19 protein-coding genes and 2 tRNA genes are annotated in these 20,022 nt (G+C 60.5%); 13 read left to right on the top strand and 8 right to left on the bottom strand.

The genetic code is table 11. From position 1 onward, the window contains the following. The first annotated feature begins 12 nt into the window (after window positions 1-12). The 6 genes from RSO68_RS02330 to RSO68_RS02305 all read left to right on the top strand — a co-directional run bounded on the left by RSO68_RS02330 (window position 13) and on the right by RSO68_RS02305 (window position 7,228). Window positions 13-1,134 (top strand): glycosyltransferase family 4 protein, encoded by a 1,122-nt coding sequence (locus tag RSO68_RS02330; protein WP_315585290.1) that lies wholly within the window; start codon window positions 13-15, stop codon window positions 1,132-1,134. Window positions 1,135-1,169: 35 nt separating this feature from the next. Continuing rightward, window positions 1,170-2,456: a sugar transferase gene (locus RSO68_RS02325; RefSeq protein WP_315585289.1), complete on the top strand. Its 1,287-nt coding sequence runs from the start codon at window positions 1,170-1,172 to the stop codon at window positions 2,454-2,456. A 443-nt stretch (window positions 2,457-2,899) separates the two neighbouring features. Further along, entirely contained in the window at window positions 2,900-4,222 is a 1,323-nt protein-coding gene (locus RSO68_RS02320) for an O-antigen ligase family protein (protein WP_315585288.1), read from the top strand. Continuing rightward, entirely contained in the window at window positions 4,219-5,124 is a 906-nt protein-coding gene (locus RSO68_RS02315; RefSeq protein ID WP_315585287.1) for a glycosyltransferase family 8 protein, read from the top strand. Before RSO68_RS02320 ends, RSO68_RS02315 begins: the two co-directional genes overlap by 4 nt. A 92-nt stretch (window positions 5,125-5,216) precedes the next feature. Beyond that, the gene (locus RSO68_RS02310) at window positions 5,217-6,374 is read left to right on the top strand and encodes a glycosyltransferase (RefSeq protein WP_315585286.1); all 1,158 of its coding nucleotides are present in this window, start codon (window positions 5,217-5,219) and stop codon (window positions 6,372-6,374) included. A 146-nt stretch (window positions 6,375-6,520) separates the two neighbouring features. Continuing rightward, window positions 6,521-7,228, top strand: coding sequence for a hypothetical protein (locus RSO68_RS02305; protein ID WP_315585285.1), 708 nt, complete (start codon window positions 6,521-6,523; stop codon window positions 7,226-7,228). Between the two features lie 47 nt (window positions 7,229-7,275). On the opposite strand, the gene RSO68_RS02300 is transcribed toward RSO68_RS02305, so the two are convergent. The 3 genes from RSO68_RS02300 to RSO68_RS02290 are packed head-to-tail and all read right to left on the bottom strand — an operon-like array spanning window position 7,276 to window position 10,023. After that, window positions 7,276-8,181 carry a glycosyltransferase family 2 protein gene (locus tag RSO68_RS02300; protein WP_315585284.1) on the bottom strand — a complete coding sequence of 302 codons (906 nt, stop codon included), beginning with the start codon at window positions 8,179-8,181 and terminating at the stop codon, window positions 7,276-7,278. Between the two features lie 8 nt (window positions 8,182-8,189). Continuing rightward, on the bottom strand, window positions 8,190-8,927 hold the full coding sequence (locus tag RSO68_RS02295) for a lipopolysaccharide kinase InaA family protein (protein ID WP_315585283.1): 738 nt from the start codon (window positions 8,925-8,927) through the stop codon (window positions 8,190-8,192). 28 nt (window positions 8,928-8,955) lie between these two features. Continuing rightward, window positions 8,956-10,023 (bottom strand): glycosyltransferase, encoded by a 1,068-nt coding sequence (locus RSO68_RS02290; RefSeq protein WP_315585282.1) that lies wholly within the window; start codon window positions 10,021-10,023, stop codon window positions 8,956-8,958. 118 nt (window positions 10,024-10,141) lie between these two features. Here RSO68_RS02290 and RSO68_RS02285 point away from each other — a divergent pair, with 118 nt between their 5' ends. The 4 genes from RSO68_RS02285 to RSO68_RS02270 all read left to right on the top strand — a co-directional run bounded on the left by RSO68_RS02285 (window position 10,142) and on the right by RSO68_RS02270 (window position 14,400). After that, on the top strand, window positions 10,142-11,149 hold the full coding sequence (locus RSO68_RS02285) for an NAD-dependent epimerase (RefSeq protein WP_315585281.1): 1,008 nt from the start codon (window positions 10,142-10,144) through the stop codon (window positions 11,147-11,149). 94 nt (window positions 11,150-11,243) lie between these two features. Further along, a complete protein-coding gene (locus RSO68_RS02280; RefSeq protein ID WP_315585280.1) occupies window positions 11,244-12,587 on the top strand; it encodes a UDP-glucose dehydrogenase family protein in 1,344 nt (447 codons plus the stop codon). 29 nt (window positions 12,588-12,616) lie between these two features. Next, a complete protein-coding gene (locus RSO68_RS02275; RefSeq protein ID WP_315585279.1) occupies window positions 12,617-13,075 on the top strand; it encodes a tellurite resistance TerB family protein in 459 nt (152 codons plus the stop codon). Between the two features lie 83 nt (window positions 13,076-13,158). Next, window positions 13,159-14,400 carry an NAD(P)/FAD-dependent oxidoreductase gene (locus RSO68_RS02270; protein ID WP_315585278.1) on the top strand — a complete coding sequence of 414 codons (1,242 nt, stop codon included), beginning with the start codon at window positions 13,159-13,161 and terminating at the stop codon, window positions 14,398-14,400. A 69-nt stretch (window positions 14,401-14,469) separates the two neighbouring features. Here RSO68_RS02270 and RSO68_RS02265 read toward each other — a convergent pair whose 3' ends face one another. After that, window positions 14,470-14,895, bottom strand: coding sequence for a hypothetical protein (locus RSO68_RS02265; RefSeq protein ID WP_315585277.1), 426 nt, complete (start codon window positions 14,893-14,895; stop codon window positions 14,470-14,472). Window positions 14,896-15,277: 382 nt separating this feature from the next. On the opposite strand from RSO68_RS02265, the gene pyrC reads away from it, so the two are divergent. Continuing rightward, window positions 15,278-16,315 carry a dihydroorotase gene (gene pyrC / locus RSO68_RS02260; protein WP_315585276.1) on the top strand — a complete coding sequence of 346 codons (1,038 nt, stop codon included), beginning with the start codon at window positions 15,278-15,280 and terminating at the stop codon, window positions 16,313-16,315. A 94-nt stretch (window positions 16,316-16,409) separates the two neighbouring features. Here pyrC and RSO68_RS02255 read toward each other — a convergent pair whose 3' ends face one another. From RSO68_RS02255 to folD, 4 genes are all read right to left on the bottom strand, one after another. Continuing rightward, the gene (locus tag RSO68_RS02255) at window positions 16,410-17,303 is read right to left on the bottom strand and encodes an alpha/beta hydrolase (protein WP_315585275.1); all 894 of its coding nucleotides are present in this window, start codon (window positions 17,301-17,303) and stop codon (window positions 16,410-16,412) included. Window positions 17,304-17,306: 3 nt separating this feature from the next. Next, the gene (mtnN, locus tag RSO68_RS02250; RefSeq protein ID WP_315585274.1) at window positions 17,307-18,041 is read right to left on the bottom strand and encodes a 5'-methylthioadenosine/S-adenosylhomocysteine nucleosidase; all 735 of its coding nucleotides are present in this window, start codon (window positions 18,039-18,041) and stop codon (window positions 17,307-17,309) included. Continuing rightward, window positions 18,038-18,505 (bottom strand): S-ribosylhomocysteine lyase, encoded by a 468-nt coding sequence (locus RSO68_RS02245; RefSeq protein WP_315585273.1) that lies wholly within the window; start codon window positions 18,503-18,505, stop codon window positions 18,038-18,040. Before RSO68_RS02245 ends, mtnN begins: the two co-directional genes overlap by 4 nt. A 132-nt stretch (window positions 18,506-18,637) precedes the next feature. Further along, entirely contained in the window at window positions 18,638-19,498 is an 861-nt protein-coding gene (gene folD, locus RSO68_RS02240; RefSeq protein ID WP_315585272.1) for a bifunctional methylenetetrahydrofolate dehydrogenase/methenyltetrahydrofolate cyclohydrolase FolD, read from the bottom strand. A 205-nt stretch (window positions 19,499-19,703) separates the two neighbouring features. Here folD and RSO68_RS02235 point away from each other — a divergent pair. Further along, window positions 19,704-19,780, top strand: a tRNA-Pro gene (locus RSO68_RS02235). Window positions 19,781-19,848: 68 nt separating this feature from the next. Further along, window positions 19,849-19,925 (top strand) — tRNA-Arg (locus RSO68_RS02230). Window positions 19,926-20,022 lie beyond the last annotated feature (97 nt).

The raw sequence follows: 20,022 nt of genomic DNA, 5'->3' as shown, positions 1-20,022 counted from the left end.
GGATATGATTTCATGCGTGTGGCTTTTGTCGCCAACTCGGCCTGGTACCTTCGTAACTTTCGTCTTTCGACATTGCAGGCCTTTACGGGAGTTCATGAAGTTTCCGTGCACTATCCGGAGGGCGGTGCCGTGTCTGCCATGAATTCCCTTGGGCTGACACAGCATCCATTTTATCTGGATTCGTCTGGCACCCACCCGTTGAAGGAGCTCCGCGGGCTCTTAGCGCTCTGGCGCAGCCTGCGCCGCGCGCGGCCCGAGGTAGTGTTCAGTTTCAACCCTAAAACCAACCTCTACGCGCTGATGGCCTGTTGGCTGATGAGGGTGCCTTGCATCCCTAACGTATCAGGGGTAGGGAATGCTTCTCAGTTGGGGGGTGCCAAGGGCAGGCTCTATCGCACGCTCGCCGGGTTCTTCTATCGGCGCGCGGCACACGTCTTCTTCCAGAACTCGGATGACTGCGAGGCGTTCTTGCGGGCCGGCTGGGTGCGGGAAGGGTGCTACTCGCTGATTCCTGGTTCCGGTGTCGATCTGGCACGCTTTGCGCCGACACTGCAGACCGGCGCTAAGCCGCGCCCCTTTCGGTTCCTCATGGCAGCACGGCTTCTGGCGGCCAAGGGCGTCAGGGAGTATTGTGCGGCATCCCGCGCACTGCTTGCGGTACACTCCGGTGTTGAGTGCTGGCTGGCCGGTGGCCTGGCAGCTGAGACGCGCGGCGTCAGCGAAGCGGAACTGGATGCGTGGCACGCTACACCGGGTGCCGACTATCTCGGCCATGTGGACGACATGGCATCGCTTCTGCATGAAGTTGACGTCGTGGTGCTGCCTTCCTACTACCCCGAAGGCATTCCGCGCAGCCTTATTGAGGCAGCAGCTTGTGGCAAGCTTCTGATCACCACTACCATGCCGGGCTGCCGGGAAGTGGTGGTTCCCGGTGAGAATGGCTGGCAGGTGCCTCCACGCGATGAGCAGGCATTGTTGGCTGCCATGTCAGCCGCCATGACGCTATCTCCTCAGGAGCGTGCTGCGATGCAGCAGGCGTCCCGTGAGTTGGCCGAGCGGCGCTTCGACGAGCAGATCGTGATTCAGCAGTATCAGCAGGTGCTGGCCCAGCAGACCAGCCAGGGGGTGTCGTGAGCAGGAGTAGTGCCAGGTCAACAGGAGCTCCATGGATGCGGGGTAAGAGAGCCGGCGAGTTTGAGCGGCGGCACTCCCGCTGGTACGAGCAGCTGATGCTGGGGATCCCTGTCCAGTTGCTGGTGGGGCTGCCGCTGGTGCTGCTCATCCCATCGCTGGATCGCTGGGGCTGGGGGTTCTGGGAGGCGCTCCCTGCTTACCGCAGTAACACCCTGTGGGCGATTGTCTTGGCCTTCTTCGCCATCATGATCACCCTGCGGCGCGTAAACCGCTACCCGGGCGCCCAGATGGTGGCCTACACCATTCCGACGGTCACCTTCTATTACCTCGTGGCGGTGGCGGCACTGTTCTTTTTGCGTGAGGAATATACGCGCCAGGTGCTGTTCACCGGCTACCTGTGCAGCCTGGTGTGGTTCTTTGCCGGCAACTTCGCGGGGCGGCGGTATCGCAAGTTGAAACTGGCGGTGGTGCCGCTGGGCAAGGCCCTGTCGCTCAAGCCGACTCGCCAGTTCGAACTACGCCATCTCGAGGGCCCAGCTGTTGCTGGCGTGCGCTATGACGGAGTGGTCGCCGACCTGCACAGTGACGAGCTATGCGCGACGTGGGAACGGTTCCTGGCGCGCTGCACCTTGGCGCATATTCCCGTCTACCACACGCGTCAGATTCAGGAGTCGATCACGGGGCGGGTCGAGATCACCCACCTCTCGGAGAATGAATATGGTGCCCTGTTGCCATCAGGCTTCTACCGTGGCTTCAAGGTCGTGGTCGATTTCATCGTCGCCATGGTGCTGCTGGTCGTGTTGTCGCCGCTGATGCTGGTGGTGGCGGGGTGGATCCGCCGCGACAGCCCGGGTCCGGCGTTGTTCGTGCAGGAGCGTCTTGGCTATCGGGGCGTACCCTTCAAGGTCTACAAGTTTCGCAGCATGCATTGCGACCAGCAGGGCAGGGGGTTTACCGAGGGTGATGATGATCCGCGCATCACGCGGGTTGGCAGGGTGCTTCGTAAGTATCGCGTCGACGAGCTTCCCCAGTTGTTCAATGTTCTCAAGGGTGAGATGAGTTTCATTGGGCCGAGGCCGGAGTCGATGACCTTGTCGGTTTGGTATGAACAGGATGTGCCGTTCTTCAGCTATCGGCATGTGGTGAGGCCGGGCATCTCCGGCTGGGCCCAGGTGGAGCAGGGCTATGCCGCCGAGGTGGACGGAATGATCGAGAAGCTTATGTATGACTTCTACTACATCAAGCACTTCTCTCTGTGGCTGGATATCCTCATCGTGTTCAAGACGCTGAAGACCATCGTGACAGGGAACGGGTCTCGTTGACTTCCCATTTTATTTACGCTGAGAGCCGCTGCTAATGACTTCATCTCAAATGGTGGTCCAGTGCTCGGCTAGTTATCGTTGCCAAGTTAAAGCAGGTTTGGAGCACATCTCGTCGAAAATCTACAGTAATGGGTCCCATCACCGCTCCATGGGAGGGAGAGCTACTCGTTACCAGATTTTCCATGGCGATGTCTGCTCTTATCTCTGTTAAAATCCAAGAAAAGGTCAAGGAGCTGATGCGGAAACTTCCAATTCCCAACATCTGCTTGAATTATCTGTAGTGGGCGAAGCGGCGAGAACAAGCTGTTTTATGGTGCGTCTTGTTCTATCTGTCGTTGTGATATCTGGTATCCTATGAGTGCTTGAATATGCATGAAGACTTGGTTGCTAGGCTTGTTGCATTAACATCGAATTGAGAGTTTAGATGCGGGGTTTTTTAGCAGATGGAATCTGGTAGACAAGTGTTTTGGAATGGGTGGAGGGCGAAAAATCATGCGTTAGGCTGGGTGGCCTTGTCTGTTTATGCCTTTTCATGGCTGATTAGTTTTGACCTTTCACGTGCGGCAGAGTCCGTCTTTATCCTTTGCTTCGTCATTGCGTGGTGTTCGGAACCTGATCCTGCGATCAAGTGGAACAGGGTTTTTCTTCTTCTCCTTGCATTCGTCCTGCTTCAGGTCTGGGTGCATTTCTTTGCGGTAGATCGCTTTCCTGCGTTTTCTGATTTACAGTTGAAAGCTGCCAGGCACATGACCAAGTTATTCCTGTGCATTGCAGTTGCTTGGTGGCTACGGGGGGTCGTGAAAGCCGCCAAATACCTGTTGTTGGTTTTTCTGGCAGGTATTGTCGTGTCTTTACTTATGAACTCCAGTGTCGAGGAGTGGATGGCTGGTCTTTCAGGAAGTCGTGTGGATTTCGGTTATACCAACGCTCAGCATACGGCTTTCTTTCTTGGGCTTTTGCTGATCGTGGGGGTGGGCTGGCTTTACAGGTGCCTGTGTTGTGAGAGAAGCAAGGTTGAGTGGGGGGCGGCGTTTACACTGACACTGCTTGGTCTGGTGGGTGTCGTCGTGACCCAGACAAGAGCGGTATTATTGGCTTTGACTTTGATACTTCTGGGGTTGTTGGTAGTGAAGCTGGTGAATCTCTTGAGACAAGGGGCACTCTCTTGGTTTCGCCCGAGATTGTTATTACCACTTTTTGTCTTGGTCGGCGCGTTTGTTTTAATAGTGAACTCGATTGTGCCAACCATTGAGAATCGCTTGTCGGATGAAAATGAAGTAAATGTGGTCCAGTCCATTCTTGACGGTAAACTTGATGACGTTCCATATAGCAGTATTGGTAATCGTGTTCATAGTTGGGTATATGGTTGGGAGAGAGTCCAGGAGCGGCCTCTGACAGGATGGGGAGCGAGGAGTCGCACACCGTTGATGGATGAGGGACCTTTCCCGGAATGGGTAAAACGAGTCTATGGTCATTTCCACAATTCCTATCTAGAAATCTTGCTCGCGTATGGTTTTCTGGGGATGTTGATATTGGGGTTGCTAACCTCGATGATCCTCAAAGGTACTCTTGTGCTGTTTGATCGTGTTCAGCGGTATTGGGGAGTGGGGCTGCTAACAACTTGGGTTTTTTTCTTCATAATTAACTTGTTTGAATCTTATTTGATTTTTAATTCGGGTATGTACTTCTTTATTATCGTTGGCGGGGTCGGTGTGAGCTTCTATCTGTTTGACGGGTCTGAAATGTCGAGAGGAGCGGCACGATGAATATTGTTCTTAGTGCAGATGAACACTATGCTCGATACGGTGCCGTAGTGATGGCTTCTGTCATTGCCAATACGAGCGACCCTGAATGCCTGAACTTCTTTATGCTAACCCCTGGCCTCCGCGAAGAAACCAAGAGAAGCTTGAGAGATTCAGTGGAGAGGATCGGTGCAGTTCTCCATGTTATTGATGTTGATGCAGATGAACTGGTGGGCGTGAAAGCCGGCCGCTTTGGTGTTGCGGCGTTACTTCCTTTGATGATGCATCGTTACCTTCCTGAAGACTGCGAGCGTGTCATCTATCTGGACTGTGATGTTCTTGTGCGCGGTGATCTTTCCGTACTTTGGTCTGTGCCACTGGAGGGGCATGTTGTTGCGGCAGCCTTGGACCTATGTAATCCCTCTAGCAGACGTTCCCGGATATTGCCTGACAGCTACTTTAACTCGGGAGTGATGCTCGTTGACCTGACAGCATGGCGTGGCAGCGAAGTAGGAGAGAGGGCCTTGGCATGCCTAGAGAAAGAGGGAGATGACTTTCGTTATCCGGATCAGGATGCCTTGAATAGGGTGCTTGAAGGCGGCTGGTTACGGCTTGCTCCAGAATGGAACTTTCAGCCAACCGCCTATGCGGCTGTTGAGAAGCGCTATGAGCATCTTGTCCCGTACTTATCTGAGCTGAAGGCTGCTATTCGTCATCCGCGCATCGTGCATTTCATCGGGGCTGTGAAGCCATGGCATGGGGGATGTGTCCACCCGCTCCAGTCAGACTTCATCGCGTACTCACGCCATACTCCTTGGCCCATCGATAAAAAAGCATTGAGATCTTCATTGCCTTGGTCTAGACGCATTCGACTGCTATTCAAGAAATTCAAGATTCGCCGTCGCCGTAGATTGACTGCCTCCTAGTATGGGCTTATTAATTAAAAAAATGTGATTTTTATCAAGCACGTTTAGACTAGGGGCATCGGCCCTGATGCAGCTAACTTATGGGAGGGTGGATGCGCACTCTGGTGGTAGTTCGCTCGCTCAAGATGGGTGGTATGGAGCGAGTGGCGGTGAACCTGGCGGATGCTTTCGCCCAGGCGGGGCACGAGAGTCACCTGCTTAGCTTCCGACGAGTGAAGGAGGCGCTGTCGCCGGAGCACCCTGGCGTACAGCAGCATCATCTGGCGCTTCGCTGGTGGACTCGCCTAACCGGAGTGGGCCTGATACTTGAACAGCTGGTTCGGTTATTTCTGAATCCGATCATTAAACGCTCGCTGTTTCTCGGTGCCGGCCTTATGGGAGGCGTGGTGTTCCGGGTATGGCTCAGGGCCTTTGAGCGTCGCCATGGCCGCGTGGATCGTATCGTATTTCGTGGCATTGGTACCTTTGAGCTGGTTTGGACCTTCCGGGACGATAGGGCGCGCTACGTGCTGGAAAACATTCTGCATGTGAACGGCGCGAACTGGCAGCGAAGGGTATTTTCGCGTTGCCTCTATCATTGCCGCGATCTGGTGGCTGTTTCAGAGGGTGTGGCTGAGAGTGCGCAGGAGGCCGTGCGGGCTTGGCATTTCACGCCTAACTCGATCTCTGTGATCCCCAACCCTTGCCCGATAGCGAGCATCCGTCGGCAGGCGGTCGAGCCAGAGGCAGGCCTTCCTGCGACACCCTATATCGTCAATGTGGCGAGAATGGTTGCGGCAAAGGACCAGGCTTTGCTGCTGCGGGCCTATGCCCGCTCCGGCATTACCCTGCCATTGGTGCTGGTGGGCGATGGTCCTGAGCGCGGCCGGCTAGAGCTTCTGGCCAAAGAGCTGGACATCTCCGAGCGTGTTGTCTTTGCAGGCCAACGTTCCAATCCCTACCCATGGATGCACCATGCTCGGCTGTTCGTGCTCAGTTCGCGCTTTGAGGGCATGGGTATTGTGCTTTTCGAGGCGCTGGCCTGCGGCACGCCAGTGCTCAGCGTGGACTGCCCCGGTGGCATTCGTGAGATTCTGAAGGGTGAGCTGGCGAGCTGTGTAGTACCCCACGACGAAGAGAGCCTGGCCGAGGGCATACGTAAGGCCGCACAGGGCGAAAAGCCTCTCATCAAGAAGGGATGGTTGGATGACTTTCGGCCCGAGATGGTGGCGAAACAGTTCCTTGATCAGAGTCGACATGGTGATGCATGAAGCCACCTATCCTTATGCCTCCCGGGGGTGACCTGGCTTTCGCTCCATTGACGGATTCTCGGATGTACTGGCCCGTTCAGCGTACTCGTCTGCAGTGGGCTGTGCGCGAGAGATTCCAATCGGCGGTAACCACCCCCTTGGAGAGGATGTTGTTTGGTGTGTGGCTGCACCGTATGCCTGGTGCCGCCCAAGTGGAAAGGTTCGGTCTGCTGCGGCGGGTGGTCGAGAAGGAGCTGGGAAGTAATCTCGTGGTCCACGTGAATCCTCTCGATCTGATCAGAATTACTCATTGGCGCGGGGTGCCCAAACATCACCGTCCATCATCCACGACCTTCATCTGGGACGGTCAGTGGGACCTTCGCCGTGACGACCTACGCTTGAAGTCTCGCTACCGTTTCATCAGTGATCTGGACGAACACCGTAACGACCTGACCTGCAGCGAGTCGTTCCAGCATTTCATGTCGCAATTGGAGGCAGGGAAGCCCTGGCGCTCACATCAGAAGGGCGTGTTGCTGGACAGCCAAGCACGTATTTTGGCCTATCTGCGTGTGTATCTAAGCTTTCTCGACGACATGGCGGCACGCGGTTTCGATGCCGGTCGCGGAAAGGATCAGCTAGGGGTCGCCGTTAGTCGCGAAGGCCGGCTCATCAAGATAAACCGGGGGCTACATCGACTGGCCATGGCACAGCGGCTCGGTTTGCCCTCGGTTCCCGTGGCGGTGAAGGCCGTGCACCGGGAGTGGTGGGAGAGTGTCACGCAGGGTATTTCGGGGCAGGAGGCTTTGGATCGTGTCAAAGCCGCACTGGCCGAGTGTCTTCCCGAGACCGGTCCCGGACCGCTAGATCCGGGGTAAGACTTTGTAGAAAACTATCAGTTTTTTCTTTGATGGAGAGTCGAAATCTACCAAAAAAATGATAATAAGTAGCGTTTAAACATGCGGAAGTCTGGCCGAATTTTACCGGCTGTAATTGCTTCCCGCATGGTGCGCCGAAATCTTCTACTCTGTTTCATTCGGTAGAGCGATTGCAATGCAGACTTGGTGTCGGCTCTCACGAGTTTCTTTTTTTGATCCTTAGTCAAGGTGCAAGACAATTTTGGAATTGTTTGGACTGCTTCGATAAAACGTTGTCCCTGCTCAATGATACGTTCATGGTCATGTCTCGCTCTTTGCGTGTCCAAATCTCTCACCATGCAACACGCGCCTTTCGCATAGCGGGCTTCATGGATTGATAGTGCCCGAAGGAAAAACTCCACATCTTCTTTTTTTCGAAGCGATTCATTAAACCCGTTGAGATCGATAAAAGCTTTTCGTTTCATAATAAAACTGTTGGTACACAGCCAGCCCATGTTTTCAATATATTCAGAAAGTATCAGACTTTCTGCATGTGGCTTTTTGCCGGGAAGAAGAGACTGTTTTGTTGTTTCATCTACCTTTTCACCAAAAACGATGCCCTCGAAGTTGGGATGGTCCTTGGCCAGCTGTATCCTGCTGGCTACGGCCGTGTCCACAAAAAGATCATCGGAATCCAGAAAACCTATGTAATCGCTATCACTGAGTTCGACGCCGCGGTTTCTAGCCGCTGACTGCCCCTGGTTACTTTCCAATTGATGGATCGTTACTTTGGGATGTGTTTCATAATGTTCCTTGAGTCGGGCGAAACTGTCGTCTGTGGAGGCATCGTCCACGACAATGCATTGAGTATTCGACCAAGTCTGTGTGAGTACTGATTCGATGGCCTCCTGGATATGCGGCCAGCGATTGAAGCAGGGGATGATGATGGCCACTGTGGGCTGCATATCTTGCATGGTCGTGATTACCTGAAAATTTTCGTTGAATCATGTTGCTGGTCATTGAGCCACAGTGTTTCAAGCCGTTGCTCTACATGGTCACGGTTGTCTTCGCCTCTGAGCTTGTTAACCGTCAACGATCGCTTCAGCGCCGGCCACTGGTCGGCGCGTTTCGTTGGTAGCTGGCGAACGTGAGCATCGATCCAGATCAGTGAGCCGTCGGCGTCGACCAGCAGGTTGTTGTAGTGCAGGTCGCGGTGCACGTAGCCGGCGTGGGCGAGCCGGGCCACCTCCTGGCAGAAGACCTCCAGGAAGACGAGACGCCCCGGCTCGTCCAGTTCGTCGAAGACCTCGCCGCCCGGCCGTGCGTTTTGTACGTGCTCCATCAGCAACAGCGAGCCGTTGCGGTTGCCGGGATCGAGCGATATCCCCCAGCCGTGGCACTGGGGGGTGGCGAGGCCGGCACGGCGCAGGACCTGCAGGCTGAGATACTCCTTGCGGGCGTCGGACTGGCCCAGGCAGCGTTTCTCGAGGTAGTCCCTCAGCAGCCACTTGAACGGGGCCTGACGTCTGGCGAACTTGTCCGGCACCACCTTGGCGAGAATCCGCCGATCCTGCGAGACATAGAAACGACTGCTGCCTACGGCCTCGAAGGCCTGGGTGGTGGCGGTACTGACGAGGCTCAGCCGATCCGGCAGGCCGTTCGGGTGAAAGACCAGGTAGCGGTGCTGGACATCATCGAAGGGGAGCTCGAGAAGTTTCACGTCATGCCCTGATGGCGGAGCACTTTGATCATAGGGCCTCGAACTGGGGCAGTACGCTTTCCTTGAGGAACTGCCGGTAGTGGCGTTCATCGATCTTCACTGGGGCCTGGTCCATGCGAGCGAGCGCATCGGCCAGGCCCTTTTCGTTCTCGGGTGCCACCAGGAAGTCGGCGAGTTCCTGGGTCAGGATCTCCTTCGGGCCGCTGGGGCAGTCAACGCTGATTACCGGCGTGTGCAGGAGCAGGGCCTCGATGAGCACTCTCGGTAGCCCCTCGGCGTCGGAGGCCAGGATCATCGCCTTGGCGTTGGCGATCCAGGGATAGGGGTTGTGATGATAGCCGGCCACACTCACACGATCGCTCAGGCCCAGCTCGACGATCTGCTCGTGGATTGCCGCTTCATGCTCGGGCTTGCCCTTACCCATGATCAGGAGTGGCGTGACGACGCCGCTCTCGGCGTAGGCGCGCAGCAGGCGGTCATGGCGCTTTCGCGGTTCCAGGGCGGCGACGCAGAGAAAGAAGTCTCCATCAGGCAGCGCGGCGGGCTCTTCCGCCATCGCCACGAAGGGCTCGCGCTCGTAGGGGTTGTAGATGGGGAGGATTCGCTTGGCCTTTAAGCCCACCACGCGTTCCAGGTTCTCTTTCACGCCCTTTGAGACGGCGATGACCTGCCGGCCGCCGTAGAAGCGGCGTACTTTCGCGAAGGCCCGCTCGCGCTGTCGTGGGTCGCTGAACTTGGCCGAGACATCCGACTTCACCCAGAAGTAGAGATTGGGGTGATCGAGGTGGCGGGTGATCTTGTCACAGGAGCAGGAGATCACCACGTCGGGTCGCCAGTGTTTCAGGGCGCGGGCGATGCGTGATGCCTGCCACTTTTCAGTAAGCACCGTGGTGGTGGCCTTGGTAAGCGCCGTTACCACGCCGAGGTTCTCGATTTCGAGGCCTTCCGGCAGGCGGTGTTCGATGCGCTCGCGAAGCGTGTAAACAATGACGTCGTGGCCGCGCTGGCGCAGCTGATCGGCCGTGTAGAGCAGCGACTTCTGGGCGCCGCCGCCGTACAGATCCTCGATAACGAAGGCGAAACGTTTTGGGGCCATGGGGCTCTCGTGGCTGTAAATCTGCGCAAGGCTATCATAGTGAGCTGGGCAAGTGGCGGGGACGCGGCGTTGGAGTGATTGCGTTACAATTCCGCTCGGCGCCACTCAAGGAATCATCATGAAGATCTTAATTACCGGCATGGCCGGTTTCATCGGCCATGCCGTGGCCAGGCGATGGGCCGGCCAGGGTCATGAGATCGTCGGCATTGATAACCTCAACGACTACTACGATGTCTCGCTCAAGCGGGCACGTCTCGATGACCTTGCCGACTGCGACGGCGTGCGGTTCATCGAGCTGGACCTGGCGGATCGCGAGGGCATGGCGGCACTGTTCGCCAAGCATCGTTTCGATCGGGTGATTCACCTGGCGGCCCAGGCCGGGGTGCGCTACTCGCTGGAGAATCCGCACGTCTACGCCGACAGTAATCTAGTGGGGCATCTGAACGTGCTCGAGGGCTGTCGGCAGGCGGGCGTGGAGCACCTGGTCTACGCGTCGTCGAGCTCGGTGTATGGCATGAACGAGAAGGTGCCCTTCGCCACCGGGGACGGTGTGGATCACCCGATCAGTCTCTATGCGGCGACCAAGAAGGCTAACGAGCTGATGGCGCATACCTATGCGCATCTGTATCGGGTGCCGATGACCGGGCTGCGCTTCTTTACGGTCTACGGGCCCTGGGGGCGACCCGACATGGCGATGTTCAAGTTCACCCGCGCGATTCTCGCCGGCGAGCCGATCCAGGTCTACAACCATGGCAACATGGAGCGAGACTTCACCTACATCGACGATATCGTCGAGGGCGTCGTGCGAGTGCTCGATGTCATTCCTCAGGGCGATCCACAGCGGCCGTCCAGTGACTCGGCGCCTGATTCATCCAGTGCGCCCTATGCGCTCTACAACATCGGTCATGGCAGCCCAGTGCCGCTGATGGCCTTCGTTCGGGCGGTCGAGGCCGCGATCGGTCGCGAGGCGATCTGTGATTTTCAGCCGATGCAGCCGGGCGATGTGCCGCGCACCTGGGCCGATACCGAGGCGCTCTACCAGGCGACGGGGTATCGCCCCGAGGTCAGCGTGGAGGAGGGCGTGAGAAAGTTCGTGGCGTGGTACCGCGAGTTCTATGGGGTGTAGACAGGCGTCCTTTTATCGCCATGAACAAGCACTGCCCACAACCACAGCTTCCACTGGATAGAACAGAACATCGAGACTGATCAGGAGACAGGGAATGAAGATCACCATTTTTGGAACGGGATACGTGGGCCTGGTCACCGGCACCTGCCTGGCTGACGTCGGGCATGACGTGCTGTGCATGGACGTGGATGCCGACAAGATTGCTCGCCTGGAGGCCGGGGAGATTCCCATCTACGAGCCCGGGCTCGAGAGCATGGTGCTGGCTAACGTATCGGCGGGTCGCCTCTCCTTTACGGCCGATTCGGCTGAGGCGGTGGCCTTCGGGACCTTGCAATTCATCGCCGTGGGTACGCCGCCGGATGAAGATGGCAGTGCCGATCTCACGTACGTGCTGGCGGTGGCGGAGACCATCGGCCGTCACATGAACCAGTACAAGGTGATTGTCGATAAGTCGACGGTGCCGGTCGGCACGGCAGATCGCGTGCGCGAGACGGTGACGAAGACCCTCGAGGCCCGCGGCGAGCGCCTCGATTTTGACGTCTGCTCCAACCCCGAGTTTCTCAAGGAAGGGGCCGCTATCGAGGACTTCACCCACGGTGCGCGGATCGTCGTCGGCACCGAGTCAGAGCGGGTGAAGGGGCTGATGCGCGAGTGCTACGCGCCCTACATACGTCAGCAGGAAAAGCTGATGTTCATGGACGTGCGGGCCGCCGAGCTGACCAAGTACGCCGCCAACGCGATGCTGGCGACCAAGATCAGCTTCATGAACGAGATCGCGAATCTGGCCGAGCGGCTGGGTGCCGACGTGGAACAGGTGCGCCGCGGGATCGGTTCCGATCCGCGTATCGGCTATCAGTTCATCTATCCGGGCTGCGGCTATGGCGGCTCCTGTTTCCCCAAGGACGTGCAGGCCCTGGCGCGCACGGCGGCCGACGTGGACTATCGGGCGGAGCTGCTCACTGCCGTCGAGTCGGTGAACCAGCGCCAGAAGCAGACGCTCTTCGCCAAGCTCCGCCAGGCCTTCGATGGCGACCTGGCCGGCAAGACCATTGCGCTGTGGGGTCTTTCCTTCAAGCCCAATACCGATGACATGCGCGATGCCCCGAGTCGCACCCTGATGGAGGCGCTGTGGGACGCCGGTGCCCGTGTGCAGGCTTACGACCCGGAGGCGATGCGGGAGTGCCGCCGGATCTACGGCGAGCGTGACGACCTGGTGCTGGTGGGCGATCGTATCCAGGCGGTGAAAGGGGCAGATGCCCTGGTGATCTGCACCGAGTGGAAGGAGTTTCGCACTCTGGACTTCGCCTGGCTGAAGCAGCAGCTGGCCACGCCGGTGGTGGTCGATGGCCGCAACCTCTTCGAGCCTGACGCGGTGAAGGCGGCCGGTCTACTCTACTTCGCCGTGGGAAGAGGCCATTCGCTGCGCCATACTGAGTGACTCTACGAACGACGGGGAGACCGCCTGCGATGATGGATTCGATTCAGCGCTTCTTCAGCGACTTCATTGCCGGCGGCGGTGAGGCCAATCCGCCGGCTCACAGCCTTGAGCTGGCCGTGGCCGCGCTGCTCTTCGAGGTGGCCCGTGCCGACTATCACCTCGATGATAGTGAAGTGGCCCTGCTGCGCCAGCTGTTGCAGCGACGTTTCGACCTGGCGGAGACGGATCTGGACGACCTGATGCGCCTGGCGCGGGAAGAAGCCGAGTCGGCCGTGGATCACTACCAGTTCGTCAGCATGATCAAGGAGCATTTCGACTACGATCAGCGCTGGGAGCTGGTGCGCATGATGTGGTCGCTATCTCTGGTCGATGGCGAGCGCCACCACCTCGAGGAGCATCGCATTCGTCGTCTGGCCGAGCTGTTGCACGTCAGCCACGCGGATTTCATTCGTGCCAAGCTCAGCGTGCAGGAGGGCGACTCACGCTGATCTCGTGCTCATCGCTTTCCCTTGCCTGGCAGAACATGCAATCCTATTGAATTGCCTAAGGATTTTTCACAAGGAGTGACTCGATGTCGCGTGAGATTGTGGTGATGGGCGCTGGAATGGTAGGTGTGTCGGTCGCCTGGCACCTGGCCCGGCGCGGACACTCGGTGACCTTGGTCGATCGCCGTGAGCCCGGTCGAGAGACCTCGTTCGGCAACGCCGGCATCATCCAGCGTGAGGCGGTACGCCCCTATCCCTTCCCGCGCGATCTCGCCACGCTGCTGCGCGTGCTGCCCAACCGCCAGGTGGACATTCGCTATCGCCCCGGCGGCATGCTTCAGGCGGCCGGGCCGCTGCTGCGCTATTGGCATAACTCCTCCAAGGAGCGTTACCAGAAGATCGTGCCGGAATACGCCTCGCTGATCGGGCTGTCGCTGGAGGCGCATGCCCCGATGATGCAGGCCGCCGGTGCCGAGCAACTGGTGCGCAAAGAAGGTTGGCTCGAGGTCTATCACACGGCGGCGGAGCTCGAAGCGCGGGCCGCAGCGGCCCGTGACGACGAGCAGCGATTTGGCGTGCGCCACCGCGTGCTGGACGCCGCCGAGCTGGCCGCCTTCGAGCCTGGTCTCGCCAAGGGGCTGGCGGGAGCCATCCACTGGCAGGATCCCTGGACGGTCGCCGATCCCGGTGAGCTGGTTAAGGCCTACGCCAAGAGCTTCGAGGCGGAAGGCGGGCGAGTGCAGCAGGCCGAGGTGTCGGGCATCGCGCGCCAGGGCAGCGGCTGGCGGATATCCACCAGCGAAGGGGAGCTCGACGCCGAGCAGCTGGTGATGGCCATGGGGCCCTGGTCGCGTGAATGGTTGAGCGACCTGGGGCTTGAGATACCGCTGTTCGTCAAGCGGGGTTACCACATGCACTATGCCAACGCGGGGAGCGAGCCGTTGCGCCACTGGGTCATGGATGCCGAGGTGGGTTACGTGTTGGCGCCCATGCAGGCCGGCATCCGGTTGACCACCGGTGCCGAGCTGGAGCGACTCGATGCTCCGCCGCACCTCGCCCAGCTGGAGGCGGCGGAACAGGCGGCGCGGTGGCTGCTCCCTCTGGGCGAACGGCTTGAGGCCGAGCCTTGGAAGGGCGCACGCCCCTGTACGTCCGACATGAAGCCGGTGATCGGGCCCGCGCCGGGACAGTCAGGGCTGTGGCTGGCCCTCGGCCATGGCCATCAGGGCTTCACCCTGGGTCCGGCGACCGGTCACCTGCTTGGCCAGCTGATGGATGGTGAGACGACCGATATCGACATGGCGCCGTTCCGGGCCGATCGGTTCTGACGTTAGTGGGGTTCGGTCGACAACTCATCGCCGTGCTGGCACGGCGAAGATCGGCGGCGAATAAGGAGGTTAACGCTTCTCCTTGCGCCTTTGCTGCATGAGGTGGATCACGAGCTTGAAGAGCAGGGTGACGACGAACACCAGCCAGCCAGCCGTGGCCAGCGTATTGAATAGCAGCATCTTGTGCTCGCCGTTCATCGGCGTGATCAGGTGTTCGATGACGATGGCCAGCAGGAAGGCCAGAGTCAGGGGGAGGGCGAGGATGTGCATCCACATCTCGGTGCGTCGCTTGCGGACGTGGTAGCGCCCCAGCAGGACGCGGATCGGGCGGTGCACGAAGCTGATCAGCATTAGACTGCCCACCATCAGCAGCGCGGCCAGCGACGGTTCAATGCTGCCCAGATGGGCCGAGATGCTGACTGACCAGTAGAGCACCAGCCACATGAAACCGGCCAGGATGGCGACGATGTCGGCGTAGTGTCTTACCTTGGGCATGCTGTCCTCGCGAATGGTGCGGCCTGTCAGGCTGGGGACACATGATACGGCATTCGGCGTCGCTTGAAGAGTCGCTGTGGCCGGATGCCCAAGTATCCGCGTGTTATCGCGAAGTGAGGACGTGCGGTAATCCTCCCGGGTGGGAGAGCTTATCCGGCAGTAGTCGGTCGAGAGGCCAGGCGAGCTCATCAAGCGCATCGTGGCCTCGGGAACGCGGGATGGTTGCGATATACTGGCGGCTGCGCTTCTTGCCGCTCGACGCAGCTCGTTTGGCACAGCCCCGACAGCCTCCATTTTCATCCTGCCGTCTCAGGCGGCAGGTGCTCTCGATACAGACCCTCGATACAGACTTTCGAAACAGACCCTCGACACAGGACCTTCCGTGAACTCGATTACCCTGACCCGCCCGGACGACTGGCACCTTCATCTGCGAGACGACGAGGTGCTCTCTTCCGTGGTGGCCGCCAGCGCGCGCCAGATGGGCCGCGCGATCATCATGCCCAATCTCAAGCCGCCGGTGACCACCACCGAGCAGGCGCAGGCCTACCGGGAGCGGATCCTGGCCGCCTTGCCCACCGGGTTGAGCTTCGAGCCGCTGATGACGCTCTATCTCACCGACGCCACCTCGGCCGAGGAGATCGAGCGGGCTCATGCGAGCGGCCTGGTGCATGGCGTGAAGCTCTATCCGGCCGGGGCGACCACCAACTCAGCCTCCGGCGTGACCGATCTGGCGCATTGCGATGAAGCCATCGCCGCCATGGCGCGGCTGGGCATGCCACTGCTCGTGCATGGCGAGGTGACCGATGCCGAGATCGACATCTTCGATCGCGAGGCGGTGTTCATCGAGCGTGTGATGAAGCCGCTGCTGGAGCGCCACCCGACTCTGAAGGTGGTGTTCGAGCACATCACTACCGCCGAGGCCGCGGCGTTTGTGTCTAGCGCACCGGCCAACGTGGCCGCCACCGTCACCGTTCACCACCTGCTGTTCAACCGCAACCACATGCTGGTCGGCGGCATTCGTCCGCACTACTACTGCCTGCCGATCCTCAAGCGCGAGCGCCATCGTCAGGCGCTGCTGGAGGCCGCGACCTCGGGTAGCCCCAAGTTCTTCCTGGGCACCGACAGCGCACCCCATGCCCGGGGCGACAAGGAGAGCGCCTGTGGCTGTGCCGGCGCCTACAGCGCCCCGGCGGCCCTGGAACTCTACGCCACCGCCTTCGAGCAGGTCGGCGCCCTGGAGCGTCTGGAGGGCTTCGCCAGCCATCACGGCCCGGATTTCTATGGCCTGCCCCGCAATGCCGAAACCGTGACCCTTAAACGGGAGGACTGGCAGCTGCCCGAGACGCTGCCCTATGCCGACGGGCAGGTCATCGTGCCTCTCGCCGCCGGCGAGACGCTCGGTTGGAAGCTCGTCGATTGAGGCCGGGCGCTCGGCTCAGGTAACAGGCCGACGGCCGCCCCCGAGGGGCGGCCGTCGTCGTTTGAGCCGTCGTTGGGGCTCGCCAGGAGAGTGCTTACTCGTCGTGTAGCTGGCGATCCAGGAAGGCGATGCCGGCCTCGATGGCGCTGTCGCGCAGTAGGAAGCTGGTGAAATGCCCGCGGTAGTGCTGCAGGTAGAGCTCGCTCGTAACGCCCTGCGCCTTGAGAGCCGCATGGAAGTCGGTGGCGTGATCCACCGGGACCAGGGTGTCCCAGCGGCCGTGGAAGAGGAAGTGGGGCGGCGCGTCGGCATTGACGTGGTTGATTGGTGAGGCCTGTCGATAGGCCTGGGGTTTCTCGGCGCGGGTGCCGCCGATGAACTCGACCACCAGGCGGCCGTCATCGAACTTCATTAGATCGCTGGGCAGGCCGCCGGCCAGCACCGCGGCTAGTCGACTCTGTTCACCTGCCTGCTCGCCTGAGAGGGCCAGCAGGCTGATCAGGTGGGCGCCGCTGGAATAGCCGACGCCGGCGATGCGCGCGGTATCGATGCGCCAGGCCTCGGATTGCTCGTGGATCCAGTCCATGGCCTGCTCGAGGTCATCCAGCTGGGCGGGAAAGCGGTATTCGGGAGCGAAGCGGTAGGCGACGTTGATCGTGACATAGCCGCGCCTGGCGAGTCGCTCGGCGATCGCCTCCATGTCGTCGGGCGTGCGCCGCTGCCAGCCGCCGCCGTGGACGAGCAGGGCGGCGGGGCGAAGCGCATCGGCAGGCGTGTCGGGCAGCAGCACGCGGGCCTCGAGGGGCTCGGGCCAGCCGGGCGGCGTATAGGGGCGCGGCGGGAGGCGTTGGAAGCCGACGTCGGGGCCTGGCCCCGACTGGGCGATGGCGGGCGCGTCGGTCGTGGAAAGGTGCGTGGCGCAGCCCGCCACCAGCAGCGGCAGGCACAGGGCGATGGCTCGCGACCAGCCGACTGCCGGGAGGAGCATGGCTCAGCCCTCCACGGGCTCCGCCTGGGGGCAGGGCTGGCCCAGGCGGTCGACCATGGCCGTGACCATGCGCATCGAATGGTCGGCGGCCTGCTCCAGGAACTGCTCGAAGGAGAGGTGGTTGTCGCCGCCGCCGGCGATATCGGACAGCGCGCGGATCACCACGAAGGGGCAGCCGTAGTGGTGGCAGGTCTGGGCGATCGCCGCGGCCTCCATCTCGGCGGCCAGCATGGTGGGAAAACGCGAGCGCGTGGTGGCGACGAGCTCCGGGCAGGCCATGAAGACATCGCCGGTGGCGATCAGCCCCTCGACGACCTTGACCTCGCCCAGTGACTCGACGCACTCCCGCGCGATCTTGACCAGGCGCTCGTCCGGCATGTAGGCGGCCGGCATGTTGGGCACCTGACCATGCTCGTAGCCAAATACCACGGCATCGACGTCGTGGTGGCGGACTTCGCTTGAGACCACCACGTCGCCGATCGCAAGCCCCTCACCGAAGCCGCCGGCGGAGCCGGTATTGATGATCGCCTCGGGATGATAGACATCGAGCAGCAGGGTGGTGCCGATGGCGGCGTTCACCTTGCCGATCCCGGACTGCAGGATCACCACCTCGACGCCATGCAGCCTGCCGAGGTGAAAGGTGCAGCCGACGTGATGGCGGGTGCGGCGATCCTCCAGCTGGGCGGCGAGCTGCTCGACCTCCTGGGCCATGGCGCCGATGATGCCGATGCGCTTCATGCGAAAATGTCCGCCCACTCGTTGCGCTTGGCCAAAAAGCCGCGGGCGATCTGCTGGGCGCCCTCCAGGCTATGGCTGGCGGCCCAGCCGCACTGCATCTCGTTGCAGGCGGGTACGTCTGTGGCCTCCAGCACGTCCTTGAGGGTGCCCTCGACCAGGTCGAGTACGCCGTCGTAGTCGTCGTGATTGATCATCGCGATGTAGAAGCCGGTCTGGCAGCCCATCGGGCTGATATCGACGACCTTGTCGGAGTGGTTGCGCGAGAGTTCGGCCATCAGGTGCTCGAGCGAGTGCAGCCCGGGCATGTCCATGTGGTCCTGGTTGGGCTGACAGATCCGCATGTCGTACTTGTGGATGGTGTCGCCGTGCTCGCCGGTCTTGATGTCGGCAAGGCGGATGTAGGGGGCCTTCACCTTGGTGTGGTCGAGGTTGAAGCTTTCGACGTTCATCTTCTTGTCGGTCATCGGACGACCTCGCGAGTCGGAAAAAGTGGATCAGCGATTCTAGCGGAATTCGCAGTGTGGTGCATTGTGGATGCGGTGCTTGCACCGCGCCCACCACCCAGAACCCTTGTTGAGTGCGGGGCTCTTTTTGTCCTATTCCGCGGCGTCGTGGAGGTCGGCGGCCTGCAGGGTGTTCTCGAGCAGGGTGGCCACGGTCATCGGGCCGACGCCGCCGGGTACCGGGGTGATCCAGCTGGCGCGCTCGGAGGCGGCGGCGAAGTCGATGTCGCCGATCAGGCGCCCGTCTTCCTGGCGATTGATGCCCACGTCGATGACGATGGCGCCGGGCTTGATCCACTCGCCCTTGACCAGCCCTGGTTTGCCGACCGCGACCACCAGCAGGTCGGCGCGGCGCACGTGCTCCTCGAGATTGCCGGTAAAGCGGTGGCAGACCGTGGTGGTGCAGCCGGCAAGCATCAGCTCCAGCGACATGGGGCGGCCGACGATGTTGGAGGCGCCGACCACGGTGGCATCCAGCCCGCGCACCGAGAGGCCACTCTGCTGCAGCAGGGTCATCACGCCCTTGGGCGTGCAGGGACGCAGCAGCGGCAGGCGCTGCGCCAGGCGGCCGAGGTTGTAGGGGTGGAAGCCGTCGACATCCTTGTTGGGCAGGATGCGTTCGAGGATCGGTCGGGCGTCGAGATGCTCGGGGAGCGGCAGCTGCACCAGGATGCCGTCGATGCGCGGGTCGTCGTTGAGCTGGTCGACCAGGCGCTCCAGCTCATGCTGGCTGGTATCTGCCGGAAGCTGGTGCTTGAACGAGAGGATGCCGGCCTCTTCGCAGGCGCGATGCTTGTTACGCACGTAGACGGCGGAAGCGGCGTCTTCGCCCACCAGGACCACGGCAAGCCCCGGGATGCGCCCGCCGGCCTCGCGGCGCGCCTGCACTTGGCGCGCGACCTGCTGGCGGACTCGGGCGGCAATGGACTTGCCATCGATCAGTTGGGCGGTCATCGAGCTTCCCTCTGGTGGTTCGGGGTGAGAGTGGGGCGTGGCGAGTGCACGCCATGTTCGGGCGGGATTTTCGCATGCCGGGACCCGCAGGCAAAGCGCGGGGCGGCAATGCTGCGGTTGTCGCTTGACCCGCCGCTAAAGTTACGTAGAATACGCATCGCTTGACGAGGCCCCTGCGGCGACGTCAAGGCCGTGCAAGAGCCGGCGGGGTGTAGCGCAGTCTGGTAGCGCGCCTGCTTTGGGAGCAGGATGTCGGGGGTTCGAATCCCTCCACCCCGACCACAACCTGTTGATTGGAAAGTTTTATTTTTCCTCCAAGGGTTGCGGTCAGGCGCCCGGTTACGTATTATGCGCCCATAGCTCAACCGGATAGAGCAACGGCCTTCTAAGCCGTAGGTTGCGGGTTCGAGTCCTGCTGGGCGCGCCATGCAACGCATGGAAGTGTCGGCAACGGTTCGAATCGTTCGTTAGAGCTTCGCGCTTGCATCAGCAAGTGCATTGGCAAGACTCATGTCGTAGTGGTG

Source organism: Halomonas saccharevitans (assembly GCF_032333995.1).
In the GTDB taxonomy this organism is placed as follows: Bacteria; Pseudomonadota; Gammaproteobacteria; order Pseudomonadales; family Halomonadaceae; genus Halomonas; species Halomonas saccharevitans.
Note: the sequence above shows the minus strand (reverse complement) of the source record. Positions and strands in the feature narration are given on the sequence as shown.

Bases quoted from the DNA above. Each gene is read 5' to 3' on its own strand.
- RSO68_RS02330 (WP_315585290.1), top strand. From the start codon at position 13: ATGCGTGTGGCTTTTGTCGCCAACTCGGCCTGGTACCTTCGTAACTTT.
- RSO68_RS02325 (WP_315585289.1), top strand. From the start codon at position 1,170: ATGCGGGGTAAGAGAGCCGGCGAGTTTGAGCGGCGGCACTCCCGCTGG.
- RSO68_RS02320 (WP_315585288.1), top strand. From the start codon at position 2,900: ATGGAATCTGGTAGACAAGTGTTTTGGAATGGGTGGAGGGCGAAAAAT.
- RSO68_RS02315 (WP_315585287.1), top strand. From the start codon at position 4,219: ATGAATATTGTTCTTAGTGCAGATGAACACTATGCTCGATACGGTGCC.
- RSO68_RS02310 (WP_315585286.1), top strand. From the start codon at position 5,217: ATGCGCACTCTGGTGGTAGTTCGCTCGCTCAAGATGGGTGGTATGGAG.
- RSO68_RS02305 (WP_315585285.1), top strand. From the start codon at position 6,521: ATGTTGTTTGGTGTGTGGCTGCACCGTATGCCTGGTGCCGCCCAAGTG.
- RSO68_RS02300 (WP_315585284.1), bottom strand. From the start codon at position 8,181: ATGCAAGATATGCAGCCCACAGTGGCCATCATCATCCCCTGCTTCAAT.
- RSO68_RS02290 (WP_315585282.1), bottom strand. From the start codon at position 10,023: ATGGCCCCAAAACGTTTCGCCTTCGTTATCGAGGATCTGTACGGCGGC.
- RSO68_RS02285 (WP_315585281.1), top strand. From the start codon at position 10,142: ATGAAGATCTTAATTACCGGCATGGCCGGTTTCATCGGCCATGCCGTG.
- RSO68_RS02280 (WP_315585280.1), top strand. From the start codon at position 11,244: ATGAAGATCACCATTTTTGGAACGGGATACGTGGGCCTGGTCACCGGC.
- RSO68_RS02275 (WP_315585279.1), top strand. From the start codon at position 12,617: ATGATGGATTCGATTCAGCGCTTCTTCAGCGACTTCATTGCCGGCGGC.
- RSO68_RS02270 (WP_315585278.1), top strand. From the start codon at position 13,159: ATGTCGCGTGAGATTGTGGTGATGGGCGCTGGAATGGTAGGTGTGTCG.
- RSO68_RS02265 (WP_315585277.1), bottom strand. From the start codon at position 14,895: ATGCCCAAGGTAAGACACTACGCCGACATCGTCGCCATCCTGGCCGGT.
- RSO68_RS02255 (WP_315585275.1), bottom strand. From the start codon at position 17,303: ATGCTCCTCCCGGCAGTCGGCTGGTCGCGAGCCATCGCCCTGTGCCTG.
- mtnN (WP_315585274.1), bottom strand. From the start codon at position 18,041: ATGAAGCGCATCGGCATCATCGGCGCCATGGCCCAGGAGGTCGAGCAG.
- RSO68_RS02245 (WP_315585273.1), bottom strand. From the start codon at position 18,505: ATGACCGACAAGAAGATGAACGTCGAAAGCTTCAACCTCGACCACACC.
- folD (WP_315585272.1), bottom strand. From the start codon at position 19,498: ATGACCGCCCAACTGATCGATGGCAAGTCCATTGCCGCCCGAGTCCGC.